Consider the following 11717-nt stretch of genomic DNA (forward strand, 5'->3'; position numbering starts at 1 on the left):
TTGTCCCCCCGTCCCCTTGTCCCCTCATCTTCCGCTATCCTGTTACCATATACCAACTTAGGCCAAAATTCCAACTATTTTGGCGATTCAGCCGGAGTTTCGGCAGGTTTAGCAGCTTCGACAGCGGCTTTAGCTTGTTCTGGACTCAAAGGAAGTAAGACTTGTAATTCAAAGGCTGTTTTTAACCGTCGTTGGGGTTGATTGACCGAGGGAACAAATTTCCCTTGTCGATATTCTCCCTCAATGGTTTGAGTTTGATCCTTCAAGGAAGATTTTAAACCTTTTACTACTAACAAAGGTTGTAACCGTTCCAAGGAAGCTAAAAACTTTAAGGTTTGATCAAAACTGCCTTCAAACTCCACTTTATAAGTCCGTCTTCTGAGTTTCTCATTGACATCGGGGCCTAAGCTGCCATCCCTGACAATATCAGCATCTGGCTTTTCTAATGCAATGGGAGTAAACAGGGAAAGTTTAGCTTTCTTGCTATCATCAACGATCCCCGCATTAATTTTATTAATCTGTTCGTTAAGATCAAATAACAGGGTTTCTAAACTGGTTTCATCGGCAAATAAAGCGGTAACAGTAGATCGACGAACTTTAGCATCTGCTAACTCTTTTTCGGCTTTAGCCCGTTCCCGCAAACGCTGATCTTGTTTCTCAATTTCATCTTGTTTGGTTTTAATTTCCTCCCGTAAAGCTTGACCTTCCGCTAAGGTGGGAAGAAGGAATTGATAAATTAAGAACCCTGCTAGAATTGCCCCCACAACTCCGGCAGCAATTCCCATGATTTTAGGTGTTAAGGCAATACCAAATAGGACTGGCCCACCGCCTTCACCGTCAACATCTTGAATAAATTCATTGGCTACGGTCATTTTTTAATCACTCCTTTTTCCTCAAGGGTTTTAATCCGATTAACCAATCCTAACGCCCCATTTTTTTGCAGTTGCGGTAACAACTCCGAGGCGGTTGCTAGACTGAGGTAGGTTTCAATCGTATACTTGACTACAGGTTGTAACTGAGGTTTGCTAGTACCACTATCTGCATCCGGGGATTTAGCGACTAATTGAGTTGAGTTGTCTTCTAATTTAGCCTCAATTAATTTTGTTTTTTCCCCATTAAAAAAGGGAGATTGATTGAGTAATAAGACAAAATCATTAATTTGAGTGTAAGTATTTGCTACTCCTGAAATTTTTAATTGAGCCGTTTTGGGTTCCGGTGGAGGGGCGGCGGCTTGATCTGCTGCGGGACTGGGAGATGGAGCAGGGGCGGCGACTGTAGCTGCGTCGGGTTCGGTCTGTTCAATATTGAGAATTCTCACCCCGGCGACTTGCATCAATTCCCCTAATTCTAGGGTAAGTGCTGACCAGGGTTTGATTTGATTAAATACCGTCGCTAAGGCATCGGCTTCTTTATTCGCTTGAGCGGTTTCTGCATTAATTTTATCTAAAGCTTCCACCTCCGACGTTTTTTGTCCTAATGTAGCAACCAGAGCATCACGTTCTTTAGTTAGGTCAGTATTTTGTTGATGAAAAATAAACCAAGCTCCTCCGACAATGGCATTCAGAGCTAAAGCGACCCCAGCACCGATTAAAATTGGAGTCTGGTCAATATTTTGGGTGGGAGCATCCTGTCGTCGAACTTCTCGTTCTAATAGATCAGGTCGATCATTCAAAAAGTTGATATCTAAGTTATACATAATCCGTTGGCGGTTGACGGTTGACGGTTGACGGTTGATGGCTCACTGATCAGGGTTTAGAGCATCCGCATTCCTAAACCTAATGCCACTCCTAAACTAGCACGTTGTTCTGGGGGAATTTCCCGTTCAAAGGCAATAGAGAGGGATTCAATGGGATCAACTTGCGTCGCAGGCATTGCTAACCGTTGCATGAAAAACTCATCCAGTTGTCCAATGGCGGCTCCTGGCCCCATTAACAATAATTGTGCCATTTCCAGGCCGTCACTTTGATTAATATAAAAATCAACGGAGCGACGCAGTTCATCGGCTAATTCAGCAAAAACCTTAATGATGGCATTCGTCCCCGGATTGGGATCGTTTAATGCTCCCATTGTATCAGTCACCGGAAGGGTCATGGCCTGGAGTTCACTGACATCCCTCGAAGGAGGTAAATTCATGGCACTGTTTAAGGCACTTTGAACTTGATATAATCCGATGGGAATGGTGCGATTAAATTGAGGAATTCCATCCACAACAATCGCTAATTCAGTGCTATCAAATTCAATATCGGCAATAATAGCAGCTTCGGTGGAGGAAAACTGCTCTAATTGATTTTTTAAGGTACGAATTAAAGAAAAATTACTCACCTCTAAAACCGTAACCTTTAAACCCGCTTGAGCAAAAGTTTCAACATAAGTATCGGTGACTTCTTTACGAGCAGCAACTAATAAAACTTGGACTTTTTCGATGCCATCTTCATCGACAAATCGCCCTAATTTTTGATAATCTACATCGGCTTCTTCCCTGGGAAATGGTAAATATAATCCCGCTTCTGCGTTCATATAGTCTTTAAGTTCATCATCACTGAGGTCAGCCGGAACCGGAATAATCCGCGTTACCGCTTCCCGTCCGGGGATAGATGTACCCACGGTTTTGGCTTTAATATTATTATCGGTAATTGCCGCCTGAATTAACTCTGCCATTGCTGGAGTATCTACAATTTGGCCATCTTGAACAACGCCTTCGGGAACTGGAATTGTAGCCAAGGTGACTAGCTGTAATTGCTGACCTTTTTTCCGCATTTCCACCAGATTAATTCGTTCTGTGGCTAACTCAATTCCCACTCCCGGCTTACGCTTAGAAAAGAGTCCTTTTAAGAAACTAACCATAGTTGTCGTTTTATTGATCGATTCCGTATTTTAGCTGACCTGTACCCAGAACGTTAAAATTTCCGATTCTGGGACACAGAGATATTAGATCTCCCCATCTTACCTTGTCTGTTCGTCCTCACTGTCCGAGTTTTATTATTATTTTTTTTCTAAAAATCGATCCGTTTAGGTTCAATTTATGTTTTCTTAGATCAAAGTAAACATCTCCCGTTAGGAGTTGATACCAACGGCTGATCTTTGACCTTTCCCCTCTGTTCTGATTTACTGGTATCTAGTTTAACGAAATTTAGCCCCCTTAGTGAAGTTCTCAATAAAATGAAACAATTGAAGTCTTGGAAACGGTTTGGTTTGTTATTAGTTTTAGGTTTATTTTTAAGTTGGGGTGTCAGTTGCTCCACTTCATCCCCAACATCTCAAAACGGGAAGCAAGAAATTGAATTTTGGACAATGCAACTCCAACCGCAATTTACCGATTATTTTAATCAACTGATTGTTAATTTTGAAACAGAAAATCCAGGGTTAACAGTGAAGTGGGTTGATGTTCCTTGGTCAGCGATGGAAAGTAAAGTTTTAGCCTCCGTTGCTGCCAAAACCGCCGCCGATGTCATTAACTTAAATCCTGATTTTGCTGCTTTATTAGCCGGACGAAATGCTTGGTTAAATCTCAATGAAACCGTTCCTGAAAGTGTTCAATCTCAATATTTACCCAATATTTGGCAAGCCAATAAAATAGAAGTTTGCCCCAATAATCAATGTCAAACCGTAACCTTTGGGATTCCTTGGTATTTAACCACTCAAATTACAATTTATAATCAACAACTTCTACAACAAGCGGGAGTCACTCAACCGCCAAAAACCTATTCCGAACTAGCACAAGTCGCCCAAAAAGTCAAAGAAAAAACAGGAAAATATGCGGTTTTTGTGTCTTTTGTTCCTGAAGATTCGGCTCAAGTTTTACAATCTTTAGTTCAAATGGGAGCAGAATTACTGGATAATAAAGGGAAAGCCGCTTTTAATACCCCCCAAGGGAAAGCTGCTTTTCAATATTGGGTGGATTTATATCAAAAAGATCTACTTCCAAAAGAAGTTTTAACCCAAGGACATCGCCGTGCTATTGAATTATATCAAGCCGGAGACATTGCTTTATTAACATCAGGGCCACAATTTTTAAAAGCCATTAGTCAAAATGCACCCACCGTTGCTCAAGTTTCTATTCCAGCACCTCAAATTACTGGGGATACAAAGAAAACAACTGTTGCTGTCATGAATTTAGTAATTCCGAAATCAACAGATGTTCCTGAACCTGCTTTAAAGTTTGCATTGTTTGTTACCAATAATGTTAATCAACTCGCCTTTGCTAAAGCTGCAAATGTGTTACCTTCTATTCGAGAGTCTCTCAAAGATAGTTATTTTACCACCCTTCCTGCTAATCCCACAGCAGCAGATCAAGCGCGTTTAGTGAGTGCAAAAGAGCTTGAAAATGCCCAGGTTTTGATTCCCCCTCAGAAAGATATTAAACAGTTGCAAAAAATCATTTATGATAATCTACAAGCTGCAATGTTAAATCAAAAAACTGTTGATCAAGCGATCGCAGATGCCGAAAAAACCTGGAATGAAAGGAAATAATCAGTTATCAGTTATCAGTTATCAGTTATCAGTTATCAGTGAAAGAGTTTGATCGTAAAATTCATATTACAAATCTTATGAAATTTTCAATTGTTGATGTTTTTGCGGAAACGAAATATTCTGGGAATCAATTAGCCGTGATTTGGGGTGAAGGAGTTGAGTTATTATCCGATGGAGAAATGCTCAAAATTGCCCAAGAAATGAATTATTCAGAAACAACATTTATTGGTGCTTCTGAAACCACTAATGGGGGTTATCCCGTGCGAATTTTTACTCCTAAACGGGAGTTACCTTTTGCGGGTCATCCTACATTAGGAACGGCTTATATCATTCAACAGGATATCATTAAAACCTCCGTTGAACAAGTGATTTTAAATTTAGCTGTTGGTCAAATTCCGGTGACATGGAAAACCTCAGATGAGGGAAAACAAATCCTTTGGATGCGACAAAATTCCCCGGAATTCAGGCAAACTTATGATCGAGATGTATTAGCATCGGTATTAGATTTGGAAGAAACAGATTTTGATGATCGCTATCCTATTCAAGTTGTTTCTACGGGAATTCCGTTTATTATTGTTCCGTTAAAAACCCTATCTGCGTTAAAAAGATCTGAGGTGAATTTTGAACGGTATAGGGAGTTTATTCAAACAACAACAGCAAAAGAAATCTTTATCTTTTGTCCTGAAACTTATCACCCCAATAATCAGATTTGTGCAAGAATGTTTGCACCTGCGTTGGGTGTTCCTGAAGATCCAGCAACGGGAAGTGCTAATGGTTGTTTAGCGGGATATCTCTCAAATTATGATTATTTTGGTTCTGATCAAGTTAATATTCGAGTTGAGCAAGGATATGAAATTGATCGCCCTTCTTTACTGTTATTAAAATCTCAAAAAATAGGAGATTTAATTCAAGTTGAAGTTGGGGGAAGTGTCATCACAGTTGCGACAGGAATTTTAGTTTAATTTTCAGCAATTCAAGAAACCGGGTTTCTGATTAAAGTTAGTTATCTCTAATTAACATCTATTGAGAAACCCGGTTTCTGATAGCGATCGCAGTTTAATTTTCAGCAATTCAAGAAACCGGGTTTCTGATTAAAGTTAGTTATCTCTAATTAACATCTATTGAGAAACCCGGTTTCTGATAGCGATCGCAGTTTAATTTTCAGGAATTCAAGAAACCGGGTTTCTGATTAAAGTTGGTTATCTCTAATTAACATCTATTGAGAAACCCGGTTTCTGATAGCGATCGCAGTTTAATTTTCAATTCAAGAAACCGGGTTTCTGATTAAAGTTGGTTATCTCTAATTAACATCTATTGAGAAACCCGGTTTCTGATAGCGATCGCAGTTTAATTTTCAGGAATTCAAGAAACCCGGTTTCTGATTAAAGTTGGTTATCTCTAATTAACATCTATTGAGAAACCCGGTTTCTGATAGCTCACATTCCCTAAATTACCTGACGGTTTTTAATCTAAATCAACCTTAACTTTAGTTTCATCCCAATTGGTTTCAACTCGCCAGTTTGGATCTTTATTTTCTTGAAAATCCGCGTTAATTTTGTTAGCAATTTGATTAAGTTTATCTGGAGATAAACCTTCTTGATTTGAAGTGTCTGCTGGAGATTCAGGAATACCAATACTAACAATTTCTAAAGCGTCACCAGACTGAGAAGATTCATCGGGAGTTGAGGGATGTTTAGCACTGGGTTGAGACATTTTTTAATCCTTTAGAAAAATAGGGGATAGGATTCTATTGTAACGTTGAAAGGAAAGAATCTTTAATTCCTGATTAAAAGGGTAAATCTTCTTCAAATTCTGGCGCATTTTCTAAGGGTTTAGCCTGGGAAGCAATCAACGATTCAGCTTGTTTAATTTTGTCAAACAAGGAAGATCGAGATTGTTGTCGTTTTTGAATTAATTTATCAATATTATATTTTACCCTTAATTGTTCTCGTTGATCTTTCGGTAAAGGTTCATATTCAGGAAGAAAATCCTTGGCGGTGACCAGGGGAACTCTAGGGCCTAATTTCTCAATTGGCATTCGAGGAAGACGATCTAAAAAATAATCTCGTCTGTTTCTAATTTGTTCAGATTTATTCTGAATTTCCGTTACAATTGCGATAATTTGACTCAAATGATGGCTAGATAAAGCCAACTGAATATCAAGGCTTTCTATAGGTAATCCCAAAGCTTGAATTTGTTGTAAAAGCTGAGGAGGAATATGATCCAAATTAGGCGGATTAACCGTTGTCTTTAACGTGATTAAAGCTTGAGTTAATTGGGTTTCAATTTCCTGGATCATTTCTCGGTTCTGATCTTGTGAAACCGGATTCTGTAATAAATATTGTAGCTGTTGAGTTGCTTGTTGCAACAGTTCCAGGGTCGTTTGCAGGTGGGGAGCATTCATGAGACAATCTTAACAAGAGGACAGCTAGAGTTCAGGATGGTTAATGTTTTAGAGTGATTCAATCTCTTCAAGTTCCTGTGTAGATTGCCATCCCGGTTGCCAAAGAGAACGATCTTTAAGTTGTTGAGCATTTAACCAAAATCTGACCGTTGGATCACAAGAGGCTACCAATTCAGCAAAGACCCATTTTCCTTGATTTTTCCGGTTAACAACTTGAAAATGTCGCCACCCCCAAGTTTCTTGATTGGCTGTCCACTTAGAGCCTAACAGGTAAGGAAATTTTTGCTTTTTGGCCATGTTTGAGAATAGGACATTGAATTATAACTGTGATTGTTGAAAATTGTGACAGATTTGACACTCCTCGCGAATCAAGCGACGAGGATTCTTAAGAGTTCCACAAAGGGATTCTTAAAGGCGTAGTCAATGCGCTTCTACTGACTCCATTGAGATTTAATCCCAATGTTGCCTCCATACATACTTTGTCGTTTTTTGTATACTTATCGACATTATAGATCAGAAATCTAAAATTAACCATGAGAAAGAAAAGTTTTGAGTATCAGCACTATAACCACTCTGTTGGATTAGCCATTGTCCATTTAGTCTTTGTCCCAAAACGAAGAAAGCCTGTTCTCAAAGGTGATATTCGGAACAGGCTTTATCAAGTTTGGCAAGATTTAGCAACGGAGAAAGGATGGAATATTCGGGCTTGTGAGATAGCTCCTGATCATGTCCATCTATTTATTGAGTTTCCTCCTACGATGCCAATCCATTTAGTTGTTAAGTTTTTAAAAGGTAGGGCTTCTAATATTCTCCGCAAGGAATTTCCTGAGTTACTCAAGTTACCTAGTTTATGGAGCAAGAGTTATTTTTTCAGCACCGCAGGTAATGTCAGTGCGACAACTATCCAAAAATATATTGAAGATCCACATCACCATTAATTGAATGCGGATAAATCCGCCGAGTCACTTTTCCGCCTCGCTCGCTTATAGACGAGGCTACCAAGTTTCCCGTGTATTTCTTGTGTTAGCCATTTGCCAAGGTCATCGATTAGTACGACAGATTGTCATAGTTCGTGGTAAGATGTTCCAGAGAGCTTAGAAAGTTATATTTTCTAGAGGCAAGTTATGAATCGGATTGTTTCAGTGTCCAAGCGGGTCGCTTTAGTGCTGTCTGTGGCCTTTTTAATGATGAGCACATTTGTTTTCGGTGCTTCTTCAGCCTCCGCAGAAACCTATTCAGTTAAAATGGGTGCTGATAGCGGATTGTTACAATTTGTTCCTAGCAAATTAACCGTAAAACCGGGCGACACTATTAAGTTTGTCAATAACAAACTTCCTCCCCATAACATGGTTTTTGATAAAGGTAAATCTCCTGATGCTGGCGTTGCTGAAAAGCTTTCTCATAAGAAATCCCTGTTCAGTCCCGGTGAATCCTTTGAAATTGCTTTCACCGATGATATGCCTGCTGGCGTTTATTCCTACTACTGTGAACCCCACCGTGGCGCAGGAATGACGGGTCAAATTGTGTTAACAAAATAATTAGAGTTTGATTACTCTAATTTCTGAATTTATGATCAATTCTGGGTAGTTTTTTGTTGAGTATATAATGAACAAGAGACTACCCATCCGTTTATTCAAGGTCAAAAAGAAGGCGTTTGTTGATTTTGTTGAACGCCCCAATAGGGAACTTTTGCCGCCGCCCTTAACAAATAAGCAGCCATTTTTTCTGCTTCATCCGTTGACATCCAATTTTCAGACACTTCCCGACACCAATAGTTATAATCTGTACCATCGTAGCTGACGGGATTTCTAAAATAAGCGACTAAATTATTAAGATTATCACGGCTAGGAGTTGCCCCTTTCAACGCTTCTAAAGAAAGGGATAGGCTGGGATATTGTAAAGTAACGCCCCCAACATGACAATTAACACAATTTTGCTCAAATAAAGCCTTACCTTGGGTGAGGTCGTCCCCGGAAAATTGACGAGTATTACCTTTTCCATCCACCGGAATTTCAACAGGTTGACTCACTTCAAAATAACGCCGAATAAAGGGATCAATTGAGGCGGCTTGGGTCGGTAAACTCCAGCTAAATAAGCTTATCCCTAAAATCAGAATAGTCAATAAAAAATGCACAAAAAGCTTAGAATATCCCATGAATAATGTATTTCCTCTGTTGAGTTCAACATCCTTCTAAAATTTTAGACTTTAGATCTTAGATTGAAGATGATTCCGTGTCGGTTTCTCAACGCTGAGGCGGAAAAAACCAAACACCAGTATCATCAAAAACCTAAAACCTAAAGTCTAAAATTATGAGGTTTTAACTGATATTAGCGGAGGTATTTTCCACCACCCCACTGTTCAGGGCGAACTTTGGGTTCTAATAACAGATATCCAGCTAGATTGTATAAATCCTTATCTTTCAGATTTCGCATCGTAACGAAAATATCTGAACTCTTGGTGCTGGGATGTGTTTCTGAAATTTCCTCCAACCCGTCATAGGTTGTGGGATTTTTAATAAATGCGATCAGAGCCTCAATATTATCGCGGGAGGGAGACGCACCGGCTAAGGTTGCAGGACTGAGGTTAATATCAGGATTTGTCTTAGTCATTCCTAAAGCATGACATGAGGCACAAGCCTTATTGAATACGCTTTTACCTTTGCTCAGTTGCTTTTCAGTCAGGACAACGGTTTCGCCTTGGTCATTCAGAGGTAAAGTCCGAAGTTCCTTGGTCAATTTTACCGCACTGGCTTGGTTGACAAACAGTTGAAAGGTGAAAAATACAGTGGCTACAGCCAGCCAAAAGTATCTTTTGAGCATGGTTCTCCTTATAGCTAAGTTAGTTATTGAAGGCTTAATACCGTCTTGGCTTTATCCGCTCTTCAGAAGTCAGTTCAGTTTCGGTTCAGATGTTCAATGTACCTGATCCCGGTCATGGGCTGATCATTATTTGTCAATCGTCTATTGTTATTTACCTTTTTTGAGCGTCTGCGAAATATAATTTCACAGATGCTGGTTTCCATACCTGATTAAGGTTGATCAAACTCGGTGAACTCGGACGACTGGCCTAAAGTTCTGATGTAGGACATCAAAGCTTTAGCATCCTCAAGCGCCAAGCGGGTTTGAGGATGTTGATATGAAATGCCCAACTGATCGCACAGCTTGAGTACAGCCTCAACTGAGAGATTGTAATCCTCTGCTATTTCTGTTATTGACAGGTCTGCAAAACCCATGAGTCTAGTTGCCGACAGGTCTTGATCAAAAATTATAGGAACGTTTGGTATCTCTGGAAACAGCCAATTTTCTTTCCGGGGTATTGACTGTCTGTTCCTCCCTATCCTAGAGCCCAAACCCGTCTTCCTACCCTGAATCACCGTCAAACTCTTATACAGACTTCGATGGTGAGATTTCGTGGGATAGGTCTACTTCAGGATGGGGGGATGGGAAAGTTTTAACTTCTGGACAGTGGGAAAAAGAGCCCGTATTTTGGGGAGGACGATGGAGACGAATCAGTTGAGCCAGGGTTTTCTTCAGTTGAGTCCGGGGGACAATGGCATCGACAAACCCATAAGACAATAAGTATTCCGAGGTTTGGAAGTCATCGGGTAACTTTTCCCGCAGGGTTTGTTCGATGACTCGTCTTCCCGCAAAACCAATCGTGGCTTTAGGTTCGGCTAAAATCATATCCCCTAACATGGCAAAACTGGCCGTCACCCCGCCCGTGGTCGGATGGGTGAGAACCGGAATATACAGGAGTCGGGAGTCTTGATGTCGATGCAACGCAGCCGAGATTTTAGCCATTTGCATCAAGCTCAACATTCCTTCCTGCATCCGTGCCCCACCCGATGCACAGATAATGATCACGGGATAGCGTTCTCTGGTACCGTGTTCAATTAGGCGAGTGAGTTTCTCTCCCACCACAGAGCCCATACTCCCACCCATAAACCGGAAATCCATCACACCGAGGGCAACGGGTTCTCCATCCAGTAACCCAACCCCCGTTTGTACGGCATCGCATAACCCGGTTTTTTCCCGTGTTTCCCGCAGTCGATCACTATAGGATTTGCGATCGCGGAATTTCAGGGGATCAACGGCACACATTTCAGCATCTAGGGGCATCCAGGTATTGGGATCAATCAGTTGCTGAATGCGTTCATCGCTATGCACTTGGAAATGGTGACTACATTCCAAACAAACCATATTATTGGCTTGTAGGTCTTTGGCATACGTTAAAGCATGGCACTGTTCGCACTTAACCCATAACCCATCAGCAATTTCCCGTTCCTGGGGTTCAGGACTGCTCGGTAATGATTTGCGCCGATTTGCGAACCAATCAAATAGAGACATTAAAGATTGTTTTGACCTTTCAGTTTCTAATTTAAAAAATGAGGCGTTTGGAAATTGGGGGATTCCCGTTGGCCCCAGGATTAAATTTTAAATCTTTTCTATAATAGAACGATCTACATCATATCAATCACGTTAATCTACAGATTCTAATTCTTCCTCAATAGGACTTAATAACAGCAAGGCTGCCCATTGATGTTCTGCTAAAACTTGCAATCCTATGGGGCTACCCATTCCCAGGGAAGAACACACCCCCAAGTCAATCATCCGTGTGGGAATATCCTGCGCTTCTAAGACTTGCTGCATCAGATCTGCTTCCCATCGCAGGGCTGTTGTTTTAATCGTAATCCAAGGCATAGAAATTTGTAGACCGTTAGCTGTTGGCTATTAACAGGTTTCGAGTTTCACCGAAGGAGCATCTATTATTTCTCCTATTTCTCCTCTTCCCCCCTTGTCCCCTTGTCTCCTTGTCCCCTTGTCCCCTTGTCCCCTTGTCTCC

Annotated in this window: 15 protein-coding genes; 4 read left to right on the forward strand and 11 right to left on the reverse strand. The window is 40.7% G+C overall.

Features of this window, described 5'->3' with window-relative positions:
* Positions 1-74: 74 nt before the first annotated feature.
* Genes IQ236_RS26640 through pilM form a run of 3 tightly spaced genes read right to left on the reverse strand, consistent with a single transcriptional unit; the run spans position 75 to position 2844 of the window.
* Positions 75-872 (reverse strand): pilus assembly protein PilO, encoded by a 798-nt coding sequence (locus IQ236_RS26640; protein WP_193872136.1) that lies wholly within the window; start codon positions 870-872, stop codon positions 75-77.
* Entirely contained in the window at positions 869-1696 is an 828-nt protein-coding gene (locus IQ236_RS26645) for a PilN domain-containing protein (protein WP_193872138.1), read from the reverse strand. The genes IQ236_RS26640 and IQ236_RS26645 overlap by 4 nt, the downstream gene beginning before the upstream one ends.
* A 56-nt stretch (positions 1697-1752) precedes the next feature.
* A complete protein-coding gene (gene pilM, locus IQ236_RS26650) occupies positions 1753-2844 on the reverse strand; it encodes a type IV pilus biogenesis protein PilM (RefSeq protein ID WP_190523386.1) in 1092 nt (363 codons plus the stop codon).
* A 315-nt stretch (positions 2845-3159) separates the two neighbouring features.
* On the opposite strand from pilM, the gene IQ236_RS26655 reads away from it, so the two are divergent.
* Together IQ236_RS26655 and IQ236_RS26660 are read left to right on the forward strand one after the other, a co-directional pair.
* On the forward strand, positions 3160-4470 hold the full coding sequence (locus IQ236_RS26655) for an ABC transporter substrate-binding protein (RefSeq protein WP_193872140.1): 1311 nt from the start codon (positions 3160-3162) through the stop codon (positions 4468-4470).
* Positions 4471-4547: 77 nt separating this feature from the next.
* Positions 4548-5432, forward strand: a complete 885-nt coding sequence (locus IQ236_RS26660; protein ID WP_193872142.1) for a PhzF family phenazine biosynthesis protein — start codon at positions 4548-4550, stop codon at positions 5430-5432.
* A gap of 502 nt (positions 5433-5934) precedes the next feature.
* Here the strand turns inward: IQ236_RS26660 and IQ236_RS26665 are convergent.
* The 3 genes from IQ236_RS26665 to IQ236_RS26675 all read right to left on the reverse strand — a co-directional run bounded on the left by IQ236_RS26665 (position 5935) and on the right by IQ236_RS26675 (position 7171).
* On the reverse strand, positions 5935-6183 hold the full coding sequence (locus IQ236_RS26665; RefSeq protein WP_193872144.1) for a hypothetical protein: 249 nt from the start codon (positions 6181-6183) through the stop codon (positions 5935-5937).
* Between the two features lie 73 nt (positions 6184-6256).
* A complete protein-coding gene (locus tag IQ236_RS26670; RefSeq protein WP_193872145.1) occupies positions 6257-6874 on the reverse strand; it encodes a hypothetical protein in 618 nt (205 codons plus the stop codon).
* Positions 6875-6922: 48 nt separating this feature from the next.
* Positions 6923-7171, reverse strand: coding sequence for a TIGR02450 family Trp-rich protein (locus IQ236_RS26675; RefSeq protein WP_190523374.1), 249 nt, complete (start codon positions 7169-7171; stop codon positions 6923-6925).
* Between the two features lie 236 nt (positions 7172-7407).
* Here IQ236_RS26675 and tnpA point away from each other — a divergent pair, with 236 nt between their 5' ends.
* Positions 7408-7812, forward strand: a complete 405-nt coding sequence (tnpA, locus tag IQ236_RS26680; protein WP_193872146.1) for an IS200/IS605 family transposase — start codon at positions 7408-7410, stop codon at positions 7810-7812.
* Positions 7813-7998: 186 nt separating this feature from the next.
* Positions 7999-8412, forward strand: coding sequence for a plastocyanin (petE, locus tag IQ236_RS26685; protein WP_193872147.1), 414 nt, complete (start codon positions 7999-8001; stop codon positions 8410-8412).
* Positions 8413-8513: 101 nt separating this feature from the next.
* Here the strand turns inward: petE and psbV2 are convergent, their stop codons facing one another.
* From psbV2 to IQ236_RS26710, 5 genes are all read right to left on the reverse strand, one after another.
* Positions 8514-9029, reverse strand: coding sequence for a photosystem II cytochrome PsbV2 (psbV2, locus tag IQ236_RS26690; RefSeq protein ID WP_193872148.1), 516 nt, complete (start codon positions 9027-9029; stop codon positions 8514-8516).
* A gap of 173 nt (positions 9030-9202) precedes the next feature.
* A complete protein-coding gene (psbV, locus tag IQ236_RS26695; RefSeq protein WP_193872149.1) occupies positions 9203-9694 on the reverse strand; it encodes a photosystem II cytochrome c-550 in 492 nt (163 codons plus the stop codon).
* Positions 9695-9903: 209 nt separating this feature from the next.
* Positions 9904-10107 carry a translation initiation factor IF-2 gene (locus IQ236_RS26700; RefSeq protein ID WP_190523369.1) on the reverse strand — a complete coding sequence of 68 codons (204 nt, stop codon included), beginning with the start codon at positions 10105-10107 and terminating at the stop codon, positions 9904-9906.
* 151 nt (positions 10108-10258) lie between these two features.
* Positions 10259-11221 (reverse strand): acetyl-CoA carboxylase, carboxyltransferase subunit beta, encoded by a 963-nt coding sequence (gene accD, locus IQ236_RS26705; protein ID WP_193872150.1) that lies wholly within the window; start codon positions 11219-11221, stop codon positions 10259-10261.
* Positions 11222-11353: 132 nt separating this feature from the next.
* Positions 11354-11575, reverse strand: a complete 222-nt coding sequence (locus IQ236_RS26710; protein WP_186440306.1) for a hypothetical protein — start codon at positions 11573-11575, stop codon at positions 11354-11356.
* Between the last annotated feature and the right edge of the window lie 142 nt (positions 11576-11717).

Source organism: Planktothrix mougeotii LEGE 06226 (assembly GCF_015207485.1).
Lineage (GTDB): Bacteria > Cyanobacteriota > Cyanobacteriia > Cyanobacteriales > Microcoleaceae > Planktothrix.

Bases quoted from the DNA above. Each gene is read 5' to 3' on its own strand.
- IQ236_RS26640 (WP_193872136.1), bottom strand. From the start codon at position 872: ATGACCGTAGCCAATGAATTTATTCAAGATGTTGACGGTGAAGGCGGT.
- IQ236_RS26645 (WP_193872138.1), bottom strand. From the start codon at position 1,696: ATGTATAACTTAGATATCAACTTTTTGAATGATCGACCTGATCTATTA.
- pilM (WP_190523386.1), bottom strand. From the start codon at position 2,844: ATGGTTAGTTTCTTAAAAGGACTCTTTTCTAAGCGTAAGCCGGGAGTG.
- IQ236_RS26655 (WP_193872140.1), top strand. From the start codon at position 3,160: ATGAAACAATTGAAGTCTTGGAAACGGTTTGGTTTGTTATTAGTTTTA.
- IQ236_RS26660 (WP_193872142.1), top strand. From the start codon at position 4,548: ATGAAATTTTCAATTGTTGATGTTTTTGCGGAAACGAAATATTCTGGG.
- IQ236_RS26665 (WP_193872144.1), bottom strand. From the start codon at position 6,183: ATGTCTCAACCCAGTGCTAAACATCCCTCAACTCCCGATGAATCTTCT.
- IQ236_RS26670 (WP_193872145.1), bottom strand. From the start codon at position 6,874: ATGAATGCTCCCCACCTGCAAACGACCCTGGAACTGTTGCAACAAGCA.
- IQ236_RS26675 (WP_190523374.1), bottom strand. From the start codon at position 7,171: ATGGCCAAAAAGCAAAAATTTCCTTACCTGTTAGGCTCTAAGTGGACA.
- tnpA (WP_193872146.1), top strand. From the start codon at position 7,408: ATGAGAAAGAAAAGTTTTGAGTATCAGCACTATAACCACTCTGTTGGA.
- petE (WP_193872147.1), top strand. From the start codon at position 7,999: ATGAATCGGATTGTTTCAGTGTCCAAGCGGGTCGCTTTAGTGCTGTCT.
- psbV2 (WP_193872148.1), bottom strand. From the start codon at position 9,029: ATGGGATATTCTAAGCTTTTTGTGCATTTTTTATTGACTATTCTGATT.
- psbV (WP_193872149.1), bottom strand. From the start codon at position 9,694: ATGCTCAAAAGATACTTTTGGCTGGCTGTAGCCACTGTATTTTTCACC.
- IQ236_RS26700 (WP_190523369.1), bottom strand. From the start codon at position 10,107: ATGGGTTTTGCAGACCTGTCAATAACAGAAATAGCAGAGGATTACAAT.
- accD (WP_193872150.1), bottom strand. From the start codon at position 11,221: ATGTCTCTATTTGATTGGTTCGCAAATCGGCGCAAATCATTACCGAGC.
- IQ236_RS26710 (WP_186440306.1), bottom strand. From the start codon at position 11,575: ATGCCTTGGATTACGATTAAAACAACAGCCCTGCGATGGGAAGCAGAT.